The organism is Pseudomonas sp. CROZ-RG-20F-R04-15, from assembly GCF_022662375.1.
Classification (GTDB): domain Bacteria; phylum Pseudomonadota; class Gammaproteobacteria; order Pseudomonadales; family Pseudomonadaceae; genus Aquipseudomonas.
Genome location: NZ_JAKNQL010000011.1, coordinates 200,436 through 225,651 on the forward strand (window position 1 = coordinate 200,436; position 25,216 = coordinate 225,651).

The following is a 25,216-nucleotide window of genomic DNA, read 5'->3' on the forward strand; positions in this document are numbered from 1 at the left end:
CTCCCACAGGGGATTGTGGCGTACACAAGTCCAATGTGGGAGCGAGCCTGCTCGCGAAGGGGCCAGTACCGTCACAGTGACTCTTGAATTAAGGCCTTCGCATGTCCTCACGTATCGCCAGCAAGCCATCGGCCATACCCGCTTCGCACACCACCTCCCCGGCCCTGCTCATCCCCGCCCTGCTGCTGTGCATTTCCGGTGCCGCGGCGTTGGTCTATCAAGTGCTGTGGATCAAGCAGCTGTCGCTGGTGGTCGGCGTCGAGGTCTACGCGATCACCACCGGTATCAGCGCGTTTTTCGCAGGCCTGGCGATCGGTGGCTGGCTGTTCGGGCGTTGGGCAGACCGTGTGCAGCAGCCGGTTCTGCTGTATGCCGGGCTGGAAGTGCTGGTGGCGATTCTCGGCGTCGGCGCGACCGTGGCCATGAGCCTGGCGGCCAGTCCGTTTGCCTGGCTGCAAGAGCATGTCGGCCTGCTCGCGTGGATATTGCCGTTCGCATTGGTCGGCCTGCCGGCGGTGTTGATGGGCGGCACCCTGCCGGTGCTGGTGCGTTCGCTTGCCGCCGATCCGGGCAAGGCTGGCGGTCAGTTGTATGCGGCCAATACCTTGGGGGCGATTGTCGGCACCCTGCTCGCCGCGTTTGTGTTGATCGCCAGCCTCGGCGTCCGTGGCAGCGCGTTGTTCGCGGCGATGCTCAATCTGCTGGCCGCCATCGGTGCGTTATGGCTGGCCCGACAGCATCCGGCGCCAGTGGCAACCGTCACTAAACATCACGCTGAAAAAGCTCCGGATCGCAGCGCGCTATGGCTGTATTCCATCGCCGGTGGCGTGGCACTCGGTTATGAGGTGGTCTGGTCGCAATCGATCGTGCAGTTCATGAGCACGCGCACCTACGCGTTTGCCGTGGTGCTGGCGACGTATCTGACCGGGCTGTTTATCGGCAGCGCCCTGCTCGCCCGGCGGGTCGAACGGATCCGCGATCCGTGGGGCGTGTTCGGCTTGCTGATTGCCGGCGCCGGGTTGATCGCGCTGCTGGAAATCGCCGTGCTCGGGCGCTGGCTGGTGATCGCGCAAAGTCAGGCGGAAATGTGGCTGTTGAGTCTGGGCGCCAGTGAACTGGCCGGCATGAGCGCACGCTTCGCGGTGGCAGCGTTGAGCATTGTGTTTGTGCCGACGCTGCTGCTCGGCGCGGCGTTTCCGCTGGCCTTGCGCTTGAGTGTTGGCCATGAGCGCGTCGGCCGGGATGTCGGCGCCGTGGTGGCGTTCAACACGCTCGGCGGGATTGTCGGGGTGATGCTGTGCGGCTTTCTGCTGATCCCGCTATTGGGGCTGGTGCGCACCTTGGGCCTGCTGGCGATTATCGCCGCCGGCATCGGCTATTTCGCCGTGCGCAAAGGTCATCACGTCAAGAAAGGCCGGCGTCAGGCCGTGGTCGCCCTCGGTCTGGTCTCGATTGCTTTTGCCGTGTTCACCCCGGTCGACAAACTCGCCAGCCTGCTGCCCGGTGCGCGCAACGGCAGCCTGGTGTTCTATGAAGAAGGCCGGGGCGGCACGGTCGCCGTGGTTGCTCAAGGTCGCGGCGAAAACACCTTCCACCGCTTGTATATTCAAGGCGTGTCGAACACCGGTGATGCCATGCCCTCACTGCGCTACATGCGCGTGCAAGCCTTGCTGCCGCTGCTGATCCACAACGGCGAGCCACGCTCGACGCTGGTGATCGGTTTCGGCACGGGCATCACCGCCGGCGCCATGCTGCGGTATCCCGGACTGGAACATCGAGTGGTCGCCGAGCTGCTGCCGTCGGTGGTCAAAGCCGCGCCACTGTTCAAGGGCAACTTCAACGCCGCTAGCGATCCCGGCGTCGATGTGCGTTTGCGTGACGGCCGTCAGGAACTGCTGCGCAGCGCGCAAACCTACGACCTGATCACCCTCGAACCGCCGCCGCCCTCGGCTGCCGGTGTGGTCAATCTGTATTCACGGGACTTCTACCAGTTGGCGGCGAGTCGCCTGGAGGACCAAGGCATCATCGCCCAGTGGCTGCCGTTGCCGACGCAGAACATCGATGACTCGCGATCGCTGGTGCGCAGTTTCCTTGACGTGTTCCCGTACGCCTCGCTGTGGACCAGCGAGTTCCACGAGATGTTGCTGGTCGGTTCGCTGCAGCCGATGGAGCTGGACGCGGCAAAAATCACCGCACGATTCCAGCAGGACAGCGTACGCAGCACCTTGCAGGATGTCGGCATCGGTTCCGCCGCCGCCCTGCTCGCGACCTGGGTCACCGATCGCGCCGGGCTTGAGCGCTTTGCCGCCGATGCACCTGCGGTGACCGACGATCAACCGCGTATCGAATATGCGCCGTGGGTGCGCAGCAAGGAAATCACGCGGGTGTTGCCGGCACTGTTGGACCTGTATCAGGCGCCGCCATTGGTCAATGCCGATGCCGGCTTCAACGAGCGCATGGACAGCCATCGCCAGCGCCTGATGCAGTTCTATCGCGCCAGCCTGCATGCCTATGACGGCGACCGCGATGCCTGGGCGCGGGACATCGGCGAAGTGATGCGCGGCGATGGCGGCAACCCGTATTTCCGCTGGTTCGTCGGCAAATGAACTGCGGCTGAGGACTTTTCGACGCGAAACAGGTAGGGTGCGCAAAATCAAAGTGCCATCACTGGACCGCGTCGCAGGTTTTCATGGAGTTGTACACGCAATGAGTTGCTGGACCGTCCTTGGCCTTACGGCCGACGCCGATACGCGCAGTATCAAACGCCAATACGCTGCCCTGCTCAAACAGACCCGTCCGGACGAAGACGCCGAGGGCTTCCAGCGCCTGCGTGACGCTTATGAGCAAGCCCTGAATTACAAGGAATGGGCGCAGGCCAACGAAGACACAGATAGCAAAGACGACAGCTGGGATTTGACCGGCCTGACGGTAGTCGAGGTCGATGCCTTGCAACAGGCGACGCGCTCGCTGCACGGCACCTGCCTTGCGCAGTTACAGCAGCGCCATGCCCTCGCCGTTGAACAGGGTTGCGCGCATATCCTCGAAGAAACCCTGCTGCAGCATTGCATCGAGCACCCGGAAACATCGGCGCCGATGGTCGATTGGGCGGTGCAGACCTATCACTGGTTCAGTGCCTGGCAACGGCTTGAACTGGATGAAGAGTCGATCGAGTTGTTGCTCGATCAGCAGCGCGAACGCATTACTCGATCGCTGCGTGAAGCACTCAAATGTAAGGACAGTGCAGCCTTTTTGCAGGCCTACGCGCAGTGCGGCCAATGCCTGTGGCTTGACGCTGAAGTCCATCGGCAGTGGTTCAATCAGTTGCTGAGTCGATTGCTGCTGGACAGCGAATATTGGTCCTCTACTGTTTTCGAGCAGGTTTGTGCGGGCCAGGGTTGGCAATCCGGCCCGGCCAACCGCTGCCCGAAAGATGAATGGAAGCGTCTGGTTGCGCGCCATGAAGCCCCGCTGTTTATCGCGCATCAGCGTCAGCTCGCTCAAGAGCCGCCCGCCACTGCCGAACATCGCGCCGCACACCTGTTACTCGGCACTGGCCCGTTCAGTCAGCGCCGAGCCATGGCCCGGCGCTTGCGCGAGAAGGATTGGGCGCAATGCCGGCAGTTGAGTTCAGCGCTGTATGCCAATCATCCAAAGGTCTGCGCAGAGATGCCCGGTGGCACTGCGTTTTTCTGGCGCGACTGGGAGCTGAGCCGTGGCGAATGGCCGACGTACGTTGGCGTGGTGCTGGCCTGTCTGATCGGTGCGTTTACTCATTTCATCCCGTTGGGGCTGCGCGTCACCGGGCTTATCAATATCGTCATGACCTCAACGATCGTGTTTGGCGTGATCGCTGCGGGCATTAATTGGCTGACACACGAACTGGCGCACACCCATTGGCTGCTGGATGACCGCTTCAGCGCGCGGCTGTGGCCGGGTTTCGCCAAGGAAGCTGCGCCGTTCGGCGTACTGCGCGATCTGATTCCGTGCGCATTGATGGTGGCCGGGCTCAGCTGGTTTTTCGGCCCCATCGCCGGCGTCGTCTATGCGGCCACGCTGGCCAGCGTGGGTTTGATTCGTCGCCGTCAGGTCAAGCCACACACGTCCTGGGAAAAGACCAACCTGCCAGTGAAAATCGGCCTGGCGCTACTCGGGGTAGTCACCCTGGTGCTGGTACTGGGCGTGTTCAAAGTGACCGCCGGCCAAGGCACGGTCAATCGCAATCAAGGCCTGCAACCCTGGGCCGAGCGTTTTTGTAGCCGGTTGCCGGCGAGTTCTTTCGATTGCGGCGCTCCGCCCACCCCAGAACAATGGTATCCGGCGGAGGCACGGCCATGACGTCGAGATTCGTGTTTGTCAGCGGCTTGGTAGTCGTTCTGGTGGTGCTCGGTTTGTCGAGCGCAACCCGCCCGTTTGTGAAACTCGACCTGTGGCTTGATCAGCGCGAAGCACCGGTGACGGCCCAAGCCAACGCGCTGAGCCCAATCATCGCCTGCGTCAACCGCGTTGATGTGCATTGGCTCAACGCCTACGACGTAGACGAACATTCGCGACCAATGACTGATGCGTTCGGAAGACGTTTTTCAGAGCCACGGGATTTCGATAACAGTGATGCATTCACTGTGCGTGACATCCAGGAGGATACCTGCCTGCGGGATATCAACGAAAAGCTCGAGCTGCTGGCCTACCAGCCAGCGCTGTCGCAGAAAGTCCGCGACTACGCGCAAGCACTGAAGTGGGCATCGGTGATTTCGCCACCGACTCGACTCGATAAAAGTGCGAGTTTCTTTGTTATACCGTTCAACCAGACACCGCGACTTCTGGCGCAAATTCAGACCGCCAGGAATGCCTACATCAACGCATCGACAGCCTTGCGAGAGGAACTGCTGCCATTGGATGTGGCGCAGCGACCCGAGCAACTCAAATTACTCGAAGCGCGGGTGGGTAAGGATATCCACTGGTCCCTGCTGACCTACATGATTCAGGCCCGCGAGACGCTGGATCTGCTCGAAGACGGGATGAAACACCGCACCCTGACGCCACAAGCCGTAGCCGAGACCACCGCCGACCTGCAACAGGCGTGGGATCGCCGCGAGCCTTTCATCGGCCCGCGCGAGCCTGGATTCCGGAACAAGGACGATGACGCGCGTGACCTGTGGCGACATATCAACGAGCCCGCGCAAAAATATCTCGACGCGCTGAACACCCTGCACAAGGACTGGCAGAACCACGCCGAACCGCAACGCTTGAGCGACGACTACTACGCCGTCACTCGCGGTTACGACGCCCTGCTCAGCCACTACAACCGCCGGGCGCGCGCCGATTTCTGAAGGGGCACGCAGGCCGGACAATCCTGCTGGATCATCCGGCCGGGTGCGCTTATTTGCCGGCCTTGAGCTTCAGATACATCTGATGCATGTCGTCCGCCCAGCCATCGATGACTTTTTTCACGTCATCGGCCTTCATCACCTGCGAGTCATTTTCCAGCGGCTTGCCGGTGCCTTTGCGCACCACCTGAGCCACCACCTTGTTACTGGCGCCATCGATGAATACCGCTTCGGTCGCCAGCGTGGTTTCCTGATCGCGGATACCGCTGGCAGTGCTGACGGCGGCAGCGACCAGCGCAATCGGGATCACTTCATAGGCGTGCAGGCCCTCGGTCTTGCTGCTCACGGCGGTGATCGCCGGGCGCACCACAATCACGCCAGGGCCTGGGCCTGTAGCCAGTGGCAACGACTTGCCGATTTCGCGCTTGAGCGCCTGATCGTAGTAGCTGGTGATGCCATTGAGGGTCTGTTGCGGGATCTTTGCGGTCGGTTGCGGCTTGGGATAGAGCTGGCTCGGTTCGATGTAGACGCTAGTGAATTTGTTGATGTCGAATTTCGGGTCCATCCAGCGCATCACCTCGGCACCGGACGGCGATTTGGCCTCCTTGAGCTGGCTGTAGTCTTTGAGGAAGCCGGAGTACTCTTTCGGGTCGACGGTTTTGCTGGAACAACCCACCATCGCCACGGTGGCAATGCACAGCGTGCCCATCATCACTGCTAGCTTCATGCTGTAACTCCTGTCAGAAGGCCAAAAACTTTGCCGGGGGAGTTACAGGTATAGCTAAAACCTCAGTAATTGCGATTGCACAGCACAATATTCACGCAAGGCTGCGTGGCGGATCACAACCGTCATTTGACAGACGCCGGTCATCCGGCAAAGCTGCATCGAGCTTGAACGCACGCCAGACGGCAAATGCACCTGGACTACGGAAGTCGCAATGCCCAAGCATAAAAATAAAACCGCACAGCCTGACCCTGATTCGACTCAATCGTCACCCTCAAAATATCTGTTCCCGATCACCATTGGCGTGCTGCTGGCCGCCGTGGCGGGGATCGGCTGGTTTCTGTTCAGCCCTGCTGCGGTGCCGGTGAAACCTGCGCCGGTCAGCGCCCCCGTTACCGCCCCTGCCAAGCCGCAAGCCGTGCTCGCAAGCAAACCGGCGACGATGGTCGATGAACAGCAATGCCAAGGCTGCCACACCGAACAGGTCAAGGACTGGCAAGGCTCGCATCACCAATTGGCGATGCAACCGGCGAACGCTGAAACGATGCTCGGCGATTTCAACAACATCACCTTCAAAGCCGAAAACGAGACCACACGCTTCTCGCGCAAGGGCGATGAGTTCTGGGTCAATACGCCCGGCATCGTTGGCAAGAATGCTGATTTCAAAGTCGCCTACACCTTCGGCATCGCACCGCTGCAGCAGTATCTGATCGAGGTTGGCGAAGGCCGGTTGCAAGCGCTCGGCGTGGCGTGGGATACCGAGAAACATCGCTGGTTTCACCTTTACCCCGGTCAGGGCGTGAACTTCAAGAATCCGCTGCACTGGAGCAAGCCGAGCCAGAACGCCAACTTCATGTGCGTCGAGTGCCACACCACCGGGTTCAAGCGCAACTTCGATGCGGCGAGCAACACCTTCAACAGTCACTGGAACAGCCTCGGTGTCGGCTGCCAGGCGTGCCACGGTCCGGCCTCGAATCACGTGGAGTGGACGCAGAAAAAAACCGATCTGATCCATCAGGGTTTCGACGTCGATCTCAAGGACAAGAACGCTACCGTCGAGATCGAAACCTGCGCCCGTTGCCACGCGCGGCGTGCGCCGCTGGGCGATGGCTACACCGTCGGCAAGCGCTTGATGGACGATTACCTGCCAAGCCCCCTCACCCGCGAACTCTATGCGCTGGACGGCAAGATCAAGGATGAGGTGTTCGAACACGGCTCGTTCCTGCAGAGCAAAATGTTCGACAAGGGCGTGCGGTGCAGCAACTGCCACAACCCGCACAGCACCGAACTGAAGGCACCGGGCAACGCGGTGTGCCTGCAATGCCACAACACTGCTGGCAAGACGTCGGTTGAAGGTGTCGACGGTCAAGGCTTGCAAGCGAAGAACTACGATTCCGTCGAGCACACGCGCCACACCATGGGCCAGCCCGGTTCGCAGTGCGTCGATTGTCACATGCCCGGCAAGTTCTACATGGGCAACGATTTCCGGCATGACCACAGCTTCAGCATTCCCAACCCCGAACGGGCGCAGAAGCTCGGCACGCCGGATGCGTGCCTGACCTGCCATCAGGGCAAGGCTGGCGACAAGGTCACCGCGCAGTTCAAGTTGTGGAGCGCGTCCACCGCGGCGCAGGCACCGCGTTATGACGAAAGTCTGTGGCTGATCCGCAACGGCCAGCCGGGCGCCGCTGATGCACTGTATGAGCAGTTGCAGCGCAGCAATCTGCCGGCGATTCAACGCGCGACATTGCTCGCGGAACTGCCGCTGTATCCGAGCGAACAGGCGTTGAAACTGGCGACACAGGATCTGAAGAATCCGGCGCCGCAAGTGCGTGAAAGTGCCGTGCGGGCGATCAGCGCATTCCTGCCGCCAGCGGAGCGTGCGCCGTTGTTGGCGCCGTTGCTGGGCGACCCGGTGAAAGCCGTGCGCATCGTTGCCGCACGGGATCTGCTGAGTGTTGCGCGCAATGGCGGTCTCGGTTCTGCGCAAGCCAACTGGGAAGCCGCGATTGCCGAGTACGAAGCGGTGCAGAAGAGCCTGCTGGAACGTGCCGAGGCCAATCTGAATCTGGCGATGCTGTATCAGGCCAGTGGCCGTGGCGCGGAAGTTGAAGGTCTGTTGCGTTCAGCACTCAAGCGCGACCCGGATTTTTATCCGGCGCTGGTGACGCTGGTGCAATGGCTGGAAGCCAATGGCCGTGGTCAGGAAGCGCAGACGCTGTTGGATGACAGCCTCAAGCAGCATCCGGACGCGGCGCTGTTGCAGCACACCCGGGGCCTGTCGCTGATCCGTGCCGGCAAGGCCGCCGACGCCATGTCACCGCTGAAGAAAGCCGCGCAACTGGAGCCGCAGAACGCGCAATACGGTTATGTACTGGCGGTGGCACTGCATGAAAGCGGCAAGGTCGATGAGGCCTGCGCGGTGCTGGAAGGTTTGCTCAAGTCTCAACCGGCGAACCGTAATGCGCGGTTGTCGCTGATTCAGTGGTATCTCGACAGCGGGCAGGAGCCCAAGGCGCAGGTGCTGTTGCAGGGGTGGAAGAAGATGAATATGGGGGATCCGGCGCTTAAGTGATTGGCTGGAGATCGTTGGCCCTCACCCTAGCCCTCTCCCAGAGGTAGAGGGGACCGACCGAGTTGCCTGGCGAGATACATCGACCTGAAAAATAGAGCCGAATATGGATTCAAAGCCAATCGTTCAGGTCGGTTTATCTCTCAAATATCCCCCATTCAGTCCCCTCTCCCTCCGGGAGAGGGTTAGGGTGAGGGGCTTCTAAGCGTTCACCCAATTACCAGGACGAAGTCTCGCCACTGCGCAACGCCATCTCCCGCCGGCTGTTGATGTGCATCGCCTTGATCAACGACACCGTGCCCACCAGCAAAATCGCCGCGCCCAACAGGAAGTCGATGTTGTACAGCTGGAAATCCTGCACCGGCCCGATCAGCAGCACCCGCACAATCGCGGCGCCCAACAGCGTGGCAAGGAAGTCGATCCCCGGTTCATTACGGTAAAACACCAGCAGCAACGGCAGGCACAGCACCAACAGCAGCAACAACACCACAACCTTGAACGAGCCTTTACGCTCGACGCTGAACGCACATTCGTGCGGGCCGTAAGCCTTGTAGTCCTCGTCGCGGATCATCGAGTTGTTCTCGTTGATGTAGTCAACGCGGTTGTACTTCTGGATCGGTGTGAAGGTGTTGGACATCTCCATCAGCGTGGTGATGTTCTTGAAACGCAGGTCGATGCGCTCGCTGCCCTTGAGGTAATAGAGCACCGGTTTGTAGCCGTAGCGGTAGGTGTCGAAAGGGAATTCAGTGACCTGACCCTGCACGCCGATCGGCCGTGGTTCAAGTTCGGCGTAGGCGCTTTTGTTGGTGGCCGAGAGGTTGCGGCTCAGCGGTTGCACCTTGACCTGTTCAAGGAAGATCGGCGTGACGCCGTAGGACCACTGCAATGGTTCCAGACGCAAACGCAGTTCGTTGCGACCGAGGTCATAGCGGTTGAAAGTGCGTTCCGAAACCACCAATGAGCCACTGAGCATGAACTCGCCGCGCAGGTTGTTGGTGACGCGCAAGGTCAGTTGGTCCTTGCCCAGCAACGCCGCTTCCGTGGACGGTGGCGTGCCGCACCACGCGGTGCTTTCGCCGACACCGCCGAGCTGGCCGCTGCGGTTTTCCTTGAATACGTAAAAGTAACTGGCCCACAGCGTCACCATCAAAAGCAACGCTGTGAGACCGAGGATTTTTTTGCCCGGACTCACTGATCAGACTCCCTTCTTCGGTTCCATCGTCCAGCCGAAAACCCGCTGGCGACGGCGACTCTACCAAAAGGCCACCATCGACCCAAGGGAAAATGCCCGATTCATCAGGTTTCTAGGGGTTTCCCCTGCCCGGGCAAAGGGTTAGCGCCGACGGAACAACGGGCGTGGCTCGATCACCGAACGCCCATACAACACGCTCATCCCGGCCAATCCTTTCAACGCATCCTCGGCAGATTTGTCCTCACGTACCGCAAAACTGTCGAACCCGCACTGGCGCATATGGCTGAGCTGATCACGCAATACATCGCCAATCGCACGCAACTCACCTGCCCAGCCGAACCGACTGCGCAGCAGATAAGCCTGGCTATATGCACGGCCGTCGCGAAAACTCGGAAAATCCAGCGCAATCAGCGGCAACGAGCTCAGCCACGGCACCAGACTTTCGACCTCATCATCCGGGCCGAGCCACACGGCATGAGTCGACGGCGATTGCAGCCAATGCGCCAGCGGCAGCATCAACAACCCGTCAGGCCTCGGCGTCGAAGGCTCACGCAGCAGCGTCCATGGGTCATCCGCGACTATCCGCGCCACGCCCTGCTCCAGCCGCAACAGATTGTTCATGCCGTGGCCTCCAGGGTCTTCGGATAGACCCGTTCCCTGAACGGCTCCAGGCCAATGCGCGCCACGGTGTCGACGAACAATTCCTCGTGCTCGCGATAGCGCACGAAGGTGCCGATGATCCGCTCGATCACCTGCGGCACTTCAGCGGCGCTGAACGACGGGCCGATGACTTTGCCCAGCGCGCTGTGTTTGCCTTGGGCGCCGCCGAGGGTGATCTGATACCACTCGCTGCCGTTCTTATCGACGCCCAGAATGCCGATATTGCCGATGTGGTGATGGCCGCAAGCGTTCATGCAGCCGGAGATATTCAGGCTGATATCGCCCAGATCATGCAGGTAATCGAGGTTGTCGAAGCGCGCCTGAATCGCCTGGGCGATCGGGATCGATTTGGCGTTGGCCAACGCGCAGAAATCGCCACCCGGGCAGGCAATGATGTCAGTGAGCAAGCCAACGTTGGCGCTGCCCAGATCGTGTTTGCACGCCAGTTGCCACAGCGCGTAAAGGTCGTTTTTCGCCACGTCGGGCAGGACGATGTTCTGCTCATGGGCGATACGAATCTCGCCAAACCCGAAACGCTGCGACCAGTCGGCCACCGCCAGCATCTGCACACCGGTCACATCTCCCGGCGGCGAAGCCATGCCCGGTTTGGTCGACAGCACCACGCTGGTGTAACCCGGCACCTTGTGCGGCTGCACGTTGCGCGCAACCCAACGGGCGAACGCCGGGCTTTCCGCCAGACGCGTGCCGAAGTCCAGATCGGTGTCGGCCAAGGTGTGATAAACCGGCGGCACGAAGGCACTGGCGACCCGCTGAAATTCGGCCTCGGTCAGTTGCGCCGGGCCGTCCTTGAGGTGCTGCCATTCCTCTTCGACTTCCTTGGCAAACGCCTCGATACCCAGTGCCTTGACCAGAATCTTGATCCGCGCCTTGTACTTGTTATCGCGCCGGCCGTGCCGGTTGTACACGCGCAAAACCGCTTCGACGTAGGACAGCAAATGTTGCCACGGCAAGCCTTCACGGATCTGCAAACCGAGAATCGGCGTGCGCCCCAGACCACCGCCGACGATCACTCGCAGGAGCATCTGCCCGTCGCGACCGGGATAAAGATACAGGCCGATGTCATGCATCATGATCGCCGCGCGATCCTGCTTCGCCGAGCAGATGGCGATCTTGAATTTGCGCGGTAGGAAGAGGAATTCCGGGTTGATCGTCGACCACTGCCGCAGGATTTCGGCCAACGGGCGCGGGTCGATCAGTTCGTCCGCCGCGACCCCGGCGAACGCCTCGGTGGTGATGTTGCGCACGCAGTTGCCGGAGGTCTGGATCGCATGCATGTTGACCTGCGCCAGACGTTCGAGGATGTCCGGCACGTCGCTCAGTTCGATCCAGTTGAACTGCATGTTCTGTCGCGTGGTGAAGTGGCCATAACCGCGATCGTAGTCGCTGGCGATGCTCGCCAGCGTGCGCATCTGCTCGGCGCTCAGCGTGCCGTAGGGAATCGCCACGCGCAGCATGTAGGCGTGCTTTTGCATGTACAGGCCGTTTTGCAGACGCAGCGGCAGAAATTCCTCTTCGCTCAGTTCCCCGGCCATGAAGCGCTCGACCTGATCGCGAAACTGCGCGACGCGCTCGAACACCAGCGCCCGGTCGTAATCATCGTATTGATACATGCCACTGCCACCTCATCAGGACGCACACAATTCCTGTAGGAGTGAGCCTGCTCGCGATAGCGGTGTGTCAGGCAACTGAGATGTTGACTGACACACCGCTATCGCGAGCAGGCTCACTCCTACAGTTTTCTTCAGAGCACTATGACGATGCAGCGCAGCACGTTACAGATTCACCTGAGGCGATAAAAACCGTATCAGGGCGCGGCAGAACGCCGCAGTCAGCACCTCCATCTGATCCGCACAAATGATCAATTCCTGAGCCTGTTTTGTTTCTGACGGGGTTTCTACAGTGCAGCTCATGCCAGACCGGGTGGCCTGGCAAGACTTTGCAACCGTGGATGAACTGACCATGAGTACAGCAACAATCGGACAGGCTTATAACTACAAGGTCGTCCGCCAATTCGTCATTGCGACCATTTTCTGGGGTGTGGTGGGCATGGCGATGGGCGTGTTGATCGCCTCGCAACTGGTCTGGCCAGAGATGAACCTCGACCTGCCGTGGACCACCTTCGGCCGCTTGCGCCCGCTGCACACCAGCCTGGTGATTTTCGGTTTCGCCGGCAGCGCGCAATTTGCCGCCAGTTATTACGCGGTGCAGCGGACCTGCCAGGTGCGGCTGTATTCAGACAAACTCGCGGCGTTCACTTTCTGGGGCTGGCAATCGGTGATCGTGATCATGCTGATCACCCTGCCGATGGGCTACACCACCACCAAGGAATACGCCGAAATCGAATTCTCCGGCGCGGTGTGGATGGCCGTCGTTTGGGTGGCCTACGCCGTGGTGTTCTTCACCACCGTGGTGCAACGCAAGACCAAGCACATCTACGTCGGCAACTGGTTTTTCGGCGCGTTCATTCTGGTGATCGCCATGTTGCACGTGGTCAATCACCTGTCGATTCCGGTGGACTGGTTCAAATCCTATCCGGTGTACTCCGGCGCCACCGACGCGATGGTGCAGTGGTGGTATGGGCACAACGCGGTGGGCTTCTTCCTGACCACCGGGTTCCTCGGGATGATGTATTACTTCGTGCCGAAACAGGTCAATCGCCCGGTGTATTCGTATCGCCTGTCGATCGTGCATTTCTGGGCGCTGATCACCCTGTACATCTGGGCCGGCCCGCACCATTTGCACTACACCGCGCTGCCGGACTGGGCGCAGTCACTGGGCATGGCCATGTCGTTGATCCTGCTGGCGCCGAGCTGGGGCGGGATGATCAACGGCATGATGACCTTGTCCGGCGCCTGGCATAAGTTGCGCACCGACCCGATTCTGCGCTTTCTCGTGCTGTCGCTGGCGTTCTACGGCATGTCGACCTTTGAGGGGCCGATGATGGCGATCAAAACGGTCAATGCCCTCTCCCACTACACCGACTGGACCATCGGCCATGTACACGCCGGGGCGTTGGGCTGGGTGGCGATGATCACCTTCGGCGCGACCTATCACATGGTGCCGAAAGTGTTTGGCCGCGAGCAGATGTACAGCACGCCGCTGATCAACCTGCACTTCTGGCTGGCCACGATTGGCACGGTGTTGTACATCGCCTCGATGTGGGTCAACGGCATCACCCAGGGCCTGATGTGGCGGGCGATCAACGAGGACGGCACGCTGACCTATTCGTTTGTCGAAGCGCTGCAGGCCAGTCACCCGGGGTTCATCGTACGTTTTGCCGGCGGGGTGTTCTTTCTTACCGGCATGTTGCTGATGGCTTACAACGTGTGGCGTACGGTTCGAGTGGCGGACGTGGCAATGGCCCACCGTGAAGCGCAGATCGCCTGAGGCAGGGAGCCGAACGTGATGGATATTTTCTTCAATGTGCTGGGGGTGGTGTTTCTGTGGCTGGCGGTGGAGTACTGCTTGCGGCGGGAGACAGCAGAGAGTCTGGATGAGGCAAGCATGGTGCCGTTTGCCGATGACCCCGAGGTGGCGCGACGGGTTGAGCTGGCCACTGGTAAAACCGTGAACGCGGTGGCGCCGGAGGTGGCGAAGCCGGGGTGGGTCAATCTGGAGATGTGAGGGGTGTCAGGTGGGTTGCCCTCACCCTAGCCCTCTCCCAGAGGGAGAGGGAACTGACCGAGTTGATTGTTCGAGTTACGTCGACCTGAAATATCCAAGGTGAATGCAATCTCAAAACCAATGGAGATCGGCTCCCTTTCCCCCTCGCCCGCGGAGGGAGAGGGAATTGATCGAGTCGTTTGTTCGGGTTACGTCGACCTGAAATATCAAGATGAACTCAGGTTTTGAACAGCACTCGGTCTGCTCCCTTTCCCCCCTCGCCCCCTTGGGAGAGAGCGAACTGACCAAGGTATGTTTTCGGGTACACCGACCTGAAATATTCAGTCGAACTCAGGTTTTGGCCATCCCCCAATCGGCTCCCTTTCCCCTCGCCCCCTTGGGGGAGAGGGCTGGGGTGAGGGGGTTAGCCTTTGATCTTAACCGCGCTCGCGCGGGATCAAACTCTGCAACTGCTGGGCGAGGAAGTTGGCGTCGAAGACAAACGTATCCGGATCCTTCAGTCCATTGGTCTTGCGCCACTGCCACTCGCCATTTGGCAGGCCAACCAACGAAATGCTGCCATAGCGCGCCGCCGTCAGCCCCATAACCGCAAGCGAGATCTGCCCCGCGCTGCCCATCACATCCGGCACGAACTCCACCGGTTTGCCGGCAATCACAATGCTCAGCTTTTCTGTTTTGAAGGTCGAAGTTTCCACCGGCGTGCTCGGCCCGAACGCAACATAAGCCTCACGACTCACCTCCAGCAGACTCGGTGCCTGCACCGGTTCCAGCCATTGCTGAATATCGCCGAACAGCGCGGTAATCCGTGTGGCCCATGTCGCCGACTGCGTCTCGAACAGTTGTTTCTTGTGCGCTTCACTCTCGGCGTAGTGACGAAGCATTTCGCCCAGTTGCTGTATGTCGTTCATGAGCAAGCTCCTCGATTGGCCTATGAGTACGGATAGTGGCAGATCGACCGGCCTACGTACGTTTAAGTCATCATCCCGTCCTCCTTTATCGAGCCCTTTAACCGACAGACGGTTAAAATAAGCGAAAATACCTGTCAGTTCTGACAGTGCGCCGGCCTGCTAAGTTAGCGTTTAATTCATCAGCGAGGTGAAGTGCAGCAGAGACGACAAACGGCCGAAACGCAGGGAGCAGCAAAATGAAAATTTTATTTCTTTCAGTTTCAATCGCATTGCTGCTTGGCTGTGCTCACACGACTACACCGCCACAGAACCAGCCAGTTACCAGCAGTAATGCAAATAGCGCCCTGACCGGACCGCAAGTCGTCGAGTGGTTGAATACCCTTTATAACTCGAAATTTCAGAACTGCCATGAATCAGCCAACCAGCCCGCCTTCCTGTGTTCGGGGATAATTCTTCGAGTCACTGATAAACAGCCAGGCGAGACTCATCACGTCTGGAACCCCAGCCCGACGTCCGTCAAGAATGGTGGAGTCTACTTCTCTTACCTGAGAGCAGACTCCAAATACGGTCGACTGGCCTGGGGCCATGGCAACGGATTCATGCTGTACCCGATTTTCGGCGCCCCGCAAGACAAGGTCGATCTCGATGTGTTGTGTTCATTTCCAATCGATGGCTGGACCTGGAACCGCACCACACCTTGCGGTCATCACGCCTCATACCCTACCACCAGCCAGCGTTGCCAGAGTTCAGGAGTGTCCACCGCCGAACAGTGGAAAAACGTCTGGGACAACTCCCCCAACAGCCACCACATTCGCCAATGCGGCTTCGATGTTTCAGAGGCGACCGGCAAGCCGGCCGCAGTGCCGTTCTACCAGTCGGTAAGAGCGCGTGGAATGTTGAGTCAGAACCCCACGCATTTCACTGAACAGAATGAAGTCGTGGTCAAGACATGGCCACAAAATCTGCAAGACACCCTACCGCTCATGGCGTTCTTCTTTATCGCCGGTGGCAGCAATGCCGGCCTGCCGGAAGCCCAAGGCAACCAGCAGGATTTCTACAATTCCACCACCCGAAGAATCTGGGTGCCGGTCATCCGTTTGTTTCCTCCCTCGACCCCCACCAGCGAGGCCACGTTCCAGTACGTCGAGTCCGATCAACTGGTCAAGCCTTGAATCCCGGTCAAAGCGAACAGTTACCGCCGACGCGCAGTTCATCTACACCGCGGCCGACCAGGTCAAATAACTCAGGCAGCAGGTTTTAGATATAGACGTCTGTTGCAAGCCATGGGACGTACATAATGCACACTCGAACCGATATTGCTCACACGCTGGATATTGACCCGGTACAGATTCCGGGCTGGGTTTCACCCGTGGACCACGCAGAAAGTCCCCACGGTGGAATACCACTCTCACTGGTCAGCAATGGACACATCCAGTTGCTCATAGACCCATGGTTGAATCAGAGTCCCTTTGACGCGGCCCATGTATTGCTTAACGACTCGGAAACCTCGGTCGTTCACAAGATCATTCAGCCAGGCGAAGAGAACAAACGGTTCACACTGGATTTGCCCGCAGCATATCTTCCCGACGGCATCAATTTACTGCGTCTTCAAGTAATCCGGATCGGTCAACCCCTTCCCGCAACATCGGAGCCGCTGAAAGTCCTCTACAACACCCCACGCCCTGGTGGAGACGTCGCGGGCAATGGGGACAACCCGAATCTGATGATGACGCTGCCGGCCGACGTCATTGCCGACGGGGTAAATGCCGAACGAGCAGCCAAAGGTGTATTGGTCACGCTGAACTACGTTTTCATGCGGGAAAAGGACGTCATCACAGTCTCTCGTGACGGTCGTGATAGAGCGCATACGGTAACCGCCGCACAAGCATCTGCGGGCCGTGTGGTGATGACATTGGTCGCCAGCGATTTCTGGCAAGACAACCCGAAATTTGCCCTGCGTTTCAGAGTCACCGACCAACTCGGTAACGCAGCGGGTCCACAGGCTTTCTGGTCAAAGGTCACCCCGGTTGATGTGCATATACGCGAAGAACCGGAGCCGGAACTGGATCTGCTCAAACCGAAAGTACTCGAGGCCAGGGAAGCCGGCGGCACGGTGCTGAATTTCGAAAAGGATTTTTACACCGCCGAGTTTGCCACGGTTGAAGTCAACTACATCGGTTCACAACCACGTCAGACGGTTAGAGTTAAATGGTTGGGCCGTAACTTCACCTATTTCCCTGAGATCCAGACCGTCACAACAGCCGGGCAAACGTTGCGCTTCCGGATTCCACGCCTGGAGGTCATCGACATCATCGGCGGCAGTCGTGGCGAGGTGAGTTATACCGTCAGAAAACCCGACACAACTGTAGACATTCCCTCTCGTGATCTGGATCTGACGGTCACCCAGCAAAAATACGTGCTAGGCCAGCCCACCATCAATAAGGACATGAACAATCTGAGGGTTTACTACCCGGACCAAGGCATTGTTGGGCTCTACACGGTACGCATGGCGTTGCATGGCGTCTTTGTTCGCTATGGCGACGAGATCAATATCGTCGAACCGTCATATACCAATATCCCCATCCCATCCGCCTGGATCGCCGAAAACCGCGGACGCTCCGTAATCTTCAATTACACGTTGAACCGCACCGGGGCCAGTGAGCCACTGATCTTTTCGTGGTGCTTGAGGCTGACGCTTTAAGCGATCTCGAAATCAACGCAAGCCTCACTATCAAAAGCAGCTCCACCAAGTTGTCTTTAACAAAGACACGGAGACAGTCATGCATAAAATAATCGGATTACTGCTTGTTGCACTTCTGTTCGGCTGTTCACACACCCCGTCTCCACCGCCCGCTGCCATAAACATCAACGGAACTCTGGCGTTAGACGGTCCCGCAACGGCTTCTTATCTCACTGAGCTTTACGCTCGCAAGTTTCCCAACTGCAACAAAGTGGACTCTCAGCCTTCGTTCCTGTGCTCGGGGGTGATGATCCGAGTCACGGTCAAAGACCCGAACAATACTTACAAAGTCTGGGAACCCAGTCCCATTTCCGTAACAAGTGGCGGTATTTCGTTTTCCTATCTCCGGGCCGATACCAACTTCGGCCGACTGGCTTGGGGTTACGGCAATGGCTACATCCTTTACCCCGTCCTGGAACGACCCGCCAATACCGATCAACTGCAAGTACTGTGCTCTTACCCAATGGACTCATGGGGCTGGCATCGCGGTAAAAATGGCGTGTGCATTCCCACCCCTGCACACCCTGAAAGCGGCTACTGCCACAACGCGAATGTACTCACTGCGGAGCAATTCAAAGCAGCCTGGGACAGGGCAACCGTGAACAAAAACCTCCAGCAATGCGGCTTTGACGTACGAGACGAACGCAATACCCTGGCCGCGCCCGCGTTCTATCAGTCGTTGCGCGCCAAAGCGATGTTGGGAGCTACAGGTTTCAACGAACACAACGAAGTCATCATCAAAACCTGGCCTGCAGGCAAGGCCAACACCTTTCCGATTCTGGCGTTTTTCTACGTTTCCGGAGGAACTGACCCCAAGCCACTGGCCGATGCCAAGTACAACCAGCGAGACTTTTACAACTCGACCAACCCGAAAAGAATGGTGCCAATCATTCGAATGGTACCGGCCAACAGTGCGACAGGAACGGCGACGTTCACCTACGTGGCCGCTGACCAGGAGGTTACTCGATGAAACTGCTAAGGACCGCCTCTCTGTTACAGGCATTGGCGCTGACCGGGTGGGGACTCGCAACGCCTGTTGTTCAAGCTGTCGATGCACCCACTGCGGTTGACGGTGAAAGCGTCATCGTGATTGTCGAGCGCTGTAACAAATACATAGAAAGCGCGTACTGGATATATCGGGACTATCAATGGGTGCTCTCCATTACCCCGACGAAGTGTGCGAGAAGAACTCAGGAGTCAGGCACACCGTTCATCTGGGATGAACTTTCGCGCGACTACTCGAACGGTCGCTACTGGGGAAACACCCACGGCATGCGCCATCAGTTGATTTGCCATATGGCAATTGCACGGGACAAACCGCAGTGGAACCTCGAACCCTGGCGTCCGGACGTGGGGTATGCCAAGACACTGGAGGCTGGCTGCAATCACGTCGTACCGTTGCCTGAAAAGGCACCGTGACACTTGCGTGAAAGATGAGCGATACAGTTCATTGGGCACTGGCGTCTGGCCGAGAACCACAGGAAACTTCGGGCATGTCAGGATCTATTGATCCGGCCCCTGCCCGAGGAACTTCAATGCGCACCATCGGCCTGATCGGCGGCATGAGCTGGGAATCCAGCGCCGAATACTATCGACTCATCAATCAGCAAGTCCGTGATCGTCTCGGCCCGTTGCGCTCGGCGCAATTGCTGATGTTCAGCGTCGACTTCGGCCCTGTCGAACAGGCCCAGCACGCCGGGCGCTGGGACGATGCGGCAGCGATTCTGGTGGACGCCGCGCGCAGGCTCGAAGCCGGCGGCGCGGAATGCGTGGTGCTGTGTACCAACACCATGCACAAGGTTGCCGAGCAGATTCAGGCAGCGATCAGCATTCCGTTCCTGCACATCGCCGAACCGGCCGCACACGCTGCGCTGGCAATCGACGCACGCACAGTGGGGTTGCTCGGCACGGCATTCACGATGGAACAGGACTTTCTCAAGCAACGCCTGGTCGCCAAGGGTTTGACCGTGTTGGTGCCAGACGAAGCCGAGCGCAAGGACGTGCACCGGATCATCTACGACGAACTCTGCGTCGGCGTGATCAGCGAGGCATCGCGGCAAATCTATCAACGGGTGATCGAATCCCTCACCGCACGGGGCGCACAGGCGATCATTCTCGGTTGCACCGAAATCGGCATGTTGATCAAACCCGAACACAGCACCCTGCCCCTGCTCGACACCACCGAACTGCATGCACAGTCGGCGGTGGCGTTCGCGCTGGGCGATTGAGTCAGGTTTTCCGCCGATTGCGCAGACGGGCCATGCTCAGGGTGTCGACCCACTGCCCGTCACGCACTGCGTAATCGCGAAACAGGCCTTCGTCCTCGAAACCGAACTTGCGGTAGAGGCCGATGGCCGCTTCGTTATCGGCATAGACCGTGAGTTCGACACGGTGCAAATTCATCCAGTTGTCGGCGACGTCCAACGCCGCCGCCAACAGCTGCGAACCCACGCCTTTGCCCTGCCACGCGACCGCAACGCCCATGCCGAAACTGCCAGCGTGCGCCCGACGCATCCGCGAATACGCCTCCAGCCCCAGATTGCCAATCACCACGCCTTGATGCAGCGCCACCAGTTTCACCGCGCGTTCGTTGTCCGCCAGCAGGCGCTGGCGCCAGACTTCCACGGACTGAAACGGCATCTGCAACACCTGCCGCGCCACGGCCGGATCGTTGTACAGCGCGGTGATGCCTTCGAGGTGGGATTCGTTGAAGCGTTCGAGGTGGATGGCGGGGTTGGGGTCTGGCATGGGATCGATCCGTGATCAGGGTTGGCTGATCACTCTAAACCGACCGTGATCCGCCTGGCCAGCGCAAATACTGTGAAAGCAAGCCCGAGCGACCGCTCATCGGAAAACCGCTTGCACCTGTCAGATCTGACAGGTGCGCATTTTCCAGATAAGCGCTCTGATAGTTCCTGCCGCCTAACAGCAGGAAACCTGACCATGAACTCCAGTAGAAACACCGTTCTGCAGCTTTCCCCCCCCAAAATAGATCTACAGACCAAAGACATCGTCGGTGCGCAAATCGGTGTACCGCTGCATGCGGTGATTATCTATCCGCCCGAACTGGTTTTCAAAAGAGCTCGGGTTTCGATTGATCCACCGCTGGCCGGGACGGTGGAAGAACACGACGACGTGAGGCTATGGGCAACGCTTGATCCTGCGCTTGTTGGTGCGGTCACAGAGCCGGACTTGTCCGATTCGACCAGAGCGCCATTGCTTTTGGACGCCACGACGATCAAAGCCGATGTCAATGCGACGATCGAGCTGCACATTAAGGAAAGTCAGTTCCTGACTGACGTGGTGGTTTATCTGTTCTATACGATTGAGCGTAACAGCGAAAATCTCGGTACTTCTCTCCCGCTCAGTTATATCTACAACCGCATCCGCCCCGGCATAAAGGATGATTTGACCGTACCTGGCGGCCACTCGAAACTAAAATTATTGCTGCCCGATGAAATAAAAAACGGTGTCGGCCCTGGCTTTACCACCGCACGCGTGGCTGTGCAATATCCTTATGCCCGAGCGTATGACCGCATCAGTTTCATGTGCAACGGCAAGATCCTGGAAGTGTCTGTAGGTCCCACTGAAGCGCCTGAACCGCCCGATCACGGGTCCGAAACCCCGACCACCCTTTACTTCGACGTAGACCGGGCCTTTCTGGAACTTGCCAAGCAACAAGACCACCGGATGGCGTTTCTGTTTACCGTCTACGACCAACTGAACAACTCGGCTGATCCCGATGCTCAGTGGTCCAAGCCGCAATTCGTCGATGAGGATCTGGACGGCACCCGCCTTGCAAAACCCGTCCTGCGCGAACAACTGAATGACCCGGGCGATACACCGGAGATCGACCTTGGCAAACTGAAGGACAAACCTCTGCTGATCGTCGTTGCCACGATGGACCCTCGCTTCGTGACCGGCTACAAGGTCACCACGTTCTACACGGCTACCCACCCTGATCATCCCGATGTGTTTGATGAACAAAGCAGCACGGTGACGGAAGACGAATTCGAGCAAAAACAGCTCGTCGTTATCGAAGTACCGAACCACAAGGTCAGCGTCCCGGGCAGCACGGTCAATGTTTTCTATGAACTGAGAAAGCCCGACAACGCGGACGGTTCCCCCGGTGCTCTGGTGGGTATATCCAACACCGCGAGCGCACTGGTCGTCGGTGCTGCCCTCGAACTCAAACCACCCAGCGTGCTGCAGGCCAACGGAGCGACATTGGCGCCACTAGACGCCCTGACCCAACTCACCATCGTCGTGCCGCCAGGTTCCACGCGGCCCACTGACCTGCTCAGTGTGAGCTGGACCGCCAAACCGGGCACGCACGAGGAAGGTTCGATCACCACCCCGCCTCGGCCGATCAGCGAAATCGGTCTGAACATCCCGATTGCACCCGCGCTGATGGCGTATTGTCTGGGCGACCAAATAACGGTCAGCTACAGCATCACCCGCGATGGCATTCCTTTACCGTCCGAGACGCTGACCCTCAACGTGCAAAACCTGCCGCAGTCCGTTCTCCCCGCCCCTCGTTTGAAGCAAGCCGCCGATGCTGGCGAAGGCGCGGAACTGAGACTGAGCGACCTGACGCCCGAAGGCAAAATGTGGTTCTCGGGGTTTCCCTTAAACATCGCGGGGCAGTTTGTCTGGCTGTTGTTCAAAGGCACCAATGCCGATGGCTCGGCCTATGAAAAGTACATTTGGGCGGCGCCATTTGCCTTTGTTAATGATGACTGGGTGAAGAATGGCTACTTCGAAGCGACCGCGCCTTATGTGGATTTGAAAGGGTTGAAGGATGGGACGCCATTGACCATGGAGATGTGGGTGGCGTTTGGTAAAAGCGAAGATCTGGGGTTGGCTAAGCAGTTCGTGGTGCGCACCTATACCGTCAGTGCGGTGCAGGTTGTGGTGCCCGCGATTACATCGGTCAAAGGCACCTCCAGCAATGAAGAAATCCTCCACGGCGGCCTGACGGTAGAAACAGACATCACGCTAACGGGGACGGCCACGCCAAGCACAAAGATCGATCTGGTCAATGGCAGCGAGACGATTTCCGATGATGAAATCCCAGTCGACTCACGAGGTATTTGGACAGCTCAGCTAAGCGGACTGGTTGCCGGGAACACTTACAACCTTGCCGCTAAACGCAAGGATGGCGCGATCTCTGATCGACATGATGTTGTGGTGGTCGAACTCATGAATCCGACACTGACCAATGTATTGGATCATAAGGGTATAGAGGTGCCTGATGATGAAACGACCTTTAGCACCACACTGAAACTTAAAGGTACCGCCAGCCAAGGCCAGCAGGTCGAAGTATTTGATGGAAGAGAGCCGAACGCGGAGTCTATGGGTATCGCGACGGCACATAGCATGAGAGAGACATGGGACCTTGATATCGAAGTCAAGGAAGGTGCACATCGGCTGTACGCAAAATCTCTGTATCACAGTACTCCTGTGCATTCGAATGTGCGCAACTTAACTACCCTACTTGCTCCCACCGGGGAAAACTTTGATGCGCAGCCAAATTCAACGATTTTACCAGGAAGATCAAAAGACATCGGCAGTATGATTATTACTAATGTTTCTGATACAAACTGGATCCAAATCGGCCCACCAAATTTCTCATACCCAGGAAAAATAGAAAAGCAAACTCTGATTTCGAACGGCAAACTCCGAACAATTGAAATAACCTTAAGAACCAATTATTCCAGCATTGAGTTCTGGTACGTAGATGTTAACTATGGAAACTCTGCAGAAGTTATATTTTACTCATCATCTTTAGAACTAGGTAAAAAACCACTATTACCATCATCGGAAAACCAAGAACCACTAAAAATGTTTTTTGAATCCAAGGAAATAAACAGGATAGTCATCAATAGCGTTACTGATGATGTTATTTATTTTGATACCTTCACTTTTAGATTATGAGCAGCCTATGATTTCAATGGCGCCACTATGAGCACTAATGGGGCCGACTACGTTTTTCTGTCGTAGCGGATCTGAGGGAGTTTACCGACGCGCCTTGTCCGGCCGAAAGGTTGAAAAAACAGCGTTTGCGTCCCAGGCGAACGGTTGCAGCACGCTGGCTGGTGGAACATCAATTGGTGACGCCTCATGATTTTGTCGCCGTGGACGCTGCGATATTCGGCATCATTGGAAACTCATCAATCGTCATCGCGAGTAGCCTTCCTCCTACAAGAAATCCCGGCAAACTCCGGAAGAATACGGCGGTTGACTGACTTGCCCTCACTCCCTATCCTCGCGCCCTGTCACGACTCATTCGTGATCGGGTTTGACGGCCTGGACTCCTCATTACGCGCATAGCCTTTCTCTGCTCGTGCACTTTTGTGCCCGGTCATTGCATATGGTGACTGTGCGTGGGGCATCTTCGGATGCGCCGGGTTTGTGAGGACCGGTCCGTCAACCTGCGCACAGTTGCCACCCATTCGTTTGACGGCGATCAAGTGGCAGCTCTCTTTAACTCTGAAAGAGACACCTCACTTATGAAGCACACAACCACAACCTCGACTCCCTGCGACCAAGTCGCTCACCACCCTTTCAACGTCCGCCCCGACATCTCCCTCCTCGACGCCCTCGAACACGCGGCCGTCTACCTCAACTGCGCCGAAACCCTCGCCCACCAAGCCCCTAGCGTCGCTCGCCCGGAACACAGCAGCTCGATGCGCTGGGCCAGCCAGCAAATGCTTGCCAATGCCCGCGCACTGATGCTGGCCGCCATCGCTCGTGTGCACGCCGCGCAGGCCCGGGGTGACGTATGAACTCGCAGATTTCGATGACGCACAACGAGGACAGCATTCCGGTTCTACTCGTTTCCACTGAAGCGCCGCTAGACGTATTGCACAGCAGCGCCGCCAGCCGCTTTCTCGCGGTAACGCAAATGATGGAAAGCCTCGCCAGCCTGGATATTTCCTCGGCCAAAGGCGCCGACGTGCAGCAACTAGCGCACGTGGCGGCGATGTTGCTGCGTGATGGTTGTGATGTGATGGATGTGTTGGGGCGGCAGATTCGTTTACGCGTCTGATAGCCGCAAGATCAAAAGATCGCAGCCTTCGGCAGTTCCTACCCGATCCTTGTAGGAGTTGCCGAAGGCTGCGATCTTTTGCTTTTCAATCCCGAGTTTTCTACCACTCGTCGCCACCTGTCAGATCTGACAGGTGCGCTTTCCCGTCAATCGCGCTTTCATCGTTCCTGTCGCTACGACCCATGCAGGAGCACCCAAAATGTCCACATCCACCACCGCCGACAACACCGTCCTCACGCTCTATCCACCCAAGGTGCAGGGCCAGACCAACTCCATCATCGGTGCGATGGCGGGAGTGCCAAAGGTGGCCATTGATCTGGTCAGCGATGGCGAAGGGGCCATGGTTTTGATTGATCCTCCATTGGCGGGCACTTGGGCGCCATTGGATGTTGTCAAACTA

Annotated in this window: 21 protein-coding genes; 15 read left to right on the forward strand and 6 right to left on the reverse strand. The window is 58.2% G+C overall.

Translation table 11 applies throughout. The features are described 5' to 3' along the window. Window positions 1-101: 101 nt before the first annotated feature. The 3 genes from L8H52_RS18160 (at window position 102) to L8H52_RS18170 (ending at window position 5,327) form a co-directional block, all read left to right on the forward strand. Window positions 102-2,606: a fused MFS/spermidine synthase gene (locus L8H52_RS18160; protein ID WP_242207988.1), complete on the forward strand. Its 2,505-nt coding sequence runs from the start codon at window positions 102-104 to the stop codon at window positions 2,604-2,606. Between the two features lie 100 nt (window positions 2,607-2,706). Continuing rightward, the gene (locus L8H52_RS18165) at window positions 2,707-4,335 is read left to right on the forward strand and encodes a J domain-containing protein (RefSeq protein WP_242207987.1); all 1,629 of its coding nucleotides are present in this window, start codon (window positions 2,707-2,709) and stop codon (window positions 4,333-4,335) included. Continuing rightward, window positions 4,332-5,327: a DUF3829 domain-containing protein gene (locus L8H52_RS18170; RefSeq protein WP_242207986.1), complete on the forward strand. Its 996-nt coding sequence runs from the start codon at window positions 4,332-4,334 to the stop codon at window positions 5,325-5,327. The genes L8H52_RS18165 and L8H52_RS18170 overlap by 4 nt, the downstream gene beginning before the upstream one ends. A gap of 49 nt (window positions 5,328-5,376) precedes the next feature. Here the strand turns inward: L8H52_RS18170 and L8H52_RS18175 are convergent, their stop codons facing one another. Beyond that, the gene (locus tag L8H52_RS18175) at window positions 5,377-6,051 is read right to left on the reverse strand and encodes a DUF3313 domain-containing protein (protein ID WP_242207985.1); all 675 of its coding nucleotides are present in this window, start codon (window positions 6,049-6,051) and stop codon (window positions 5,377-5,379) included. A gap of 211 nt (window positions 6,052-6,262) precedes the next feature. Here L8H52_RS18175 and L8H52_RS18180 point away from each other — a divergent pair, with 211 nt between their 5' ends. Then, complete coding sequence (locus L8H52_RS18180; protein ID WP_242207984.1) at window positions 6,263-8,623, forward strand: tetratricopeptide repeat protein; 2,361 nt, start codon at window positions 6,263-6,265, stop codon at window positions 8,621-8,623. A 214-nt stretch (window positions 8,624-8,837) separates the two neighbouring features. Here L8H52_RS18180 and L8H52_RS18185 read toward each other — a convergent pair whose 3' ends face one another. From L8H52_RS18185 to L8H52_RS18195, 3 genes are all read right to left on the reverse strand, one after another. Continuing rightward, window positions 8,838-9,812 (reverse strand): hypothetical protein, encoded by a 975-nt coding sequence (locus tag L8H52_RS18185; protein WP_242207983.1) that lies wholly within the window; start codon window positions 9,810-9,812, stop codon window positions 8,838-8,840. Window positions 9,813-9,953: 141 nt separating this feature from the next. Continuing rightward, window positions 9,954-10,433, reverse strand: a complete 480-nt coding sequence (locus L8H52_RS18190; RefSeq protein ID WP_242207982.1) for a DUF934 domain-containing protein — start codon at window positions 10,431-10,433, stop codon at window positions 9,954-9,956. After that, complete coding sequence (locus L8H52_RS18195) at window positions 10,430-12,103, reverse strand: nitrite/sulfite reductase (RefSeq protein ID WP_242207981.1); 1,674 nt, start codon at window positions 12,101-12,103, stop codon at window positions 10,430-10,432. The genes L8H52_RS18190 and L8H52_RS18195 overlap by 4 nt, the downstream gene beginning before the upstream one ends. Before the next feature lie 349 nt (window positions 12,104-12,452). Here L8H52_RS18195 and ccoN point away from each other — a divergent pair, with 349 nt between their 5' ends. Together ccoN and L8H52_RS18205 are read left to right on the forward strand one after the other, a co-directional pair. Beyond that, complete coding sequence (ccoN, locus tag L8H52_RS18200; protein WP_242207980.1) at window positions 12,453-13,880, forward strand: cytochrome-c oxidase, cbb3-type subunit I; 1,428 nt, start codon at window positions 12,453-12,455, stop codon at window positions 13,878-13,880. An 18-nt stretch (window positions 13,881-13,898) separates the two neighbouring features. Next, on the forward strand, window positions 13,899-14,117 hold the full coding sequence (locus L8H52_RS18205; RefSeq protein ID WP_242207979.1) for a cbb3-type cytochrome c oxidase subunit 3: 219 nt from the start codon (window positions 13,899-13,901) through the stop codon (window positions 14,115-14,117). 416 nt (window positions 14,118-14,533) lie between these two features. Here L8H52_RS18205 and L8H52_RS18210 read toward each other — a convergent pair whose 3' ends face one another. Continuing rightward, window positions 14,534-15,025, reverse strand: coding sequence for a hypothetical protein (locus L8H52_RS18210; protein WP_242207978.1), 492 nt, complete (start codon window positions 15,023-15,025; stop codon window positions 14,534-14,536). A 236-nt stretch (window positions 15,026-15,261) separates the two neighbouring features. Here L8H52_RS18210 and L8H52_RS18215 point away from each other — a divergent pair, with 236 nt between their 5' ends. From L8H52_RS18215 to L8H52_RS18235, 5 genes are all read left to right on the forward strand, one after another. Further along, the gene (locus L8H52_RS18215; protein ID WP_242207977.1) at window positions 15,262-16,197 is read left to right on the forward strand and encodes a halovibrin HvnC; all 936 of its coding nucleotides are present in this window, start codon (window positions 15,262-15,264) and stop codon (window positions 16,195-16,197) included. A 125-nt stretch (window positions 16,198-16,322) separates the two neighbouring features. Then, window positions 16,323-17,726 carry a hypothetical protein gene (locus L8H52_RS18220; protein WP_242207976.1) on the forward strand — a complete coding sequence of 468 codons (1,404 nt, stop codon included), beginning with the start codon at window positions 16,323-16,325 and terminating at the stop codon, window positions 17,724-17,726. Between the two features lie 79 nt (window positions 17,727-17,805). After that, window positions 17,806-18,735, forward strand: a complete 930-nt coding sequence (locus L8H52_RS18225) for a halovibrin HvnC (protein WP_242207975.1) — start codon at window positions 17,806-17,808, stop codon at window positions 18,733-18,735. Then, a complete protein-coding gene (locus L8H52_RS18230) occupies window positions 18,732-19,184 on the forward strand; it encodes a DUF2599 domain-containing protein (RefSeq protein ID WP_242207974.1) in 453 nt (150 codons plus the stop codon). The genes L8H52_RS18225 and L8H52_RS18230 overlap by 4 nt, the downstream gene beginning before the upstream one ends. A 116-nt stretch (window positions 19,185-19,300) precedes the next feature. Next, window positions 19,301-19,993, forward strand: a complete 693-nt coding sequence (locus L8H52_RS18235; protein WP_242207973.1) for an aspartate/glutamate racemase family protein — start codon at window positions 19,301-19,303, stop codon at window positions 19,991-19,993. Window position 19,994: 1 nt separating this feature from the next. On the opposite strand, the gene L8H52_RS18240 is transcribed toward L8H52_RS18235, so the two are convergent. Next, a complete protein-coding gene (locus tag L8H52_RS18240) occupies window positions 19,995-20,513 on the reverse strand; it encodes a GNAT family N-acetyltransferase (protein WP_242207972.1) in 519 nt (172 codons plus the stop codon). 195 nt (window positions 20,514-20,708) lie between these two features. Here L8H52_RS18240 and L8H52_RS18245 point away from each other — a divergent pair, with 195 nt between their 5' ends. The 4 genes from L8H52_RS18245 to L8H52_RS18260 form a co-directional block, all read left to right on the forward strand. Next, the gene (locus L8H52_RS18245) at window positions 20,709-23,702 is read left to right on the forward strand and encodes a hypothetical protein (RefSeq protein WP_242207971.1); all 2,994 of its coding nucleotides are present in this window, start codon (window positions 20,709-20,711) and stop codon (window positions 23,700-23,702) included. A gap of 575 nt (window positions 23,703-24,277) precedes the next feature. Then, window positions 24,278-24,553 (forward strand): DUF3077 domain-containing protein, encoded by a 276-nt coding sequence (locus L8H52_RS18250; protein ID WP_242207970.1) that lies wholly within the window; start codon window positions 24,278-24,280, stop codon window positions 24,551-24,553. Beyond that, the gene (locus tag L8H52_RS18255) at window positions 24,550-24,816 is read left to right on the forward strand and encodes a short-chain dehydrogenase (protein ID WP_242207969.1); all 267 of its coding nucleotides are present in this window, start codon (window positions 24,550-24,552) and stop codon (window positions 24,814-24,816) included. Before L8H52_RS18250 ends, L8H52_RS18255 begins: the two co-directional genes overlap by 4 nt. A gap of 199 nt (window positions 24,817-25,015) precedes the next feature. Continuing rightward, the coding region (locus tag L8H52_RS18260) for a hypothetical protein (protein ID WP_242207968.1) at window positions 25,016-25,216 on the forward strand (201 nt) is incomplete at its 3' end.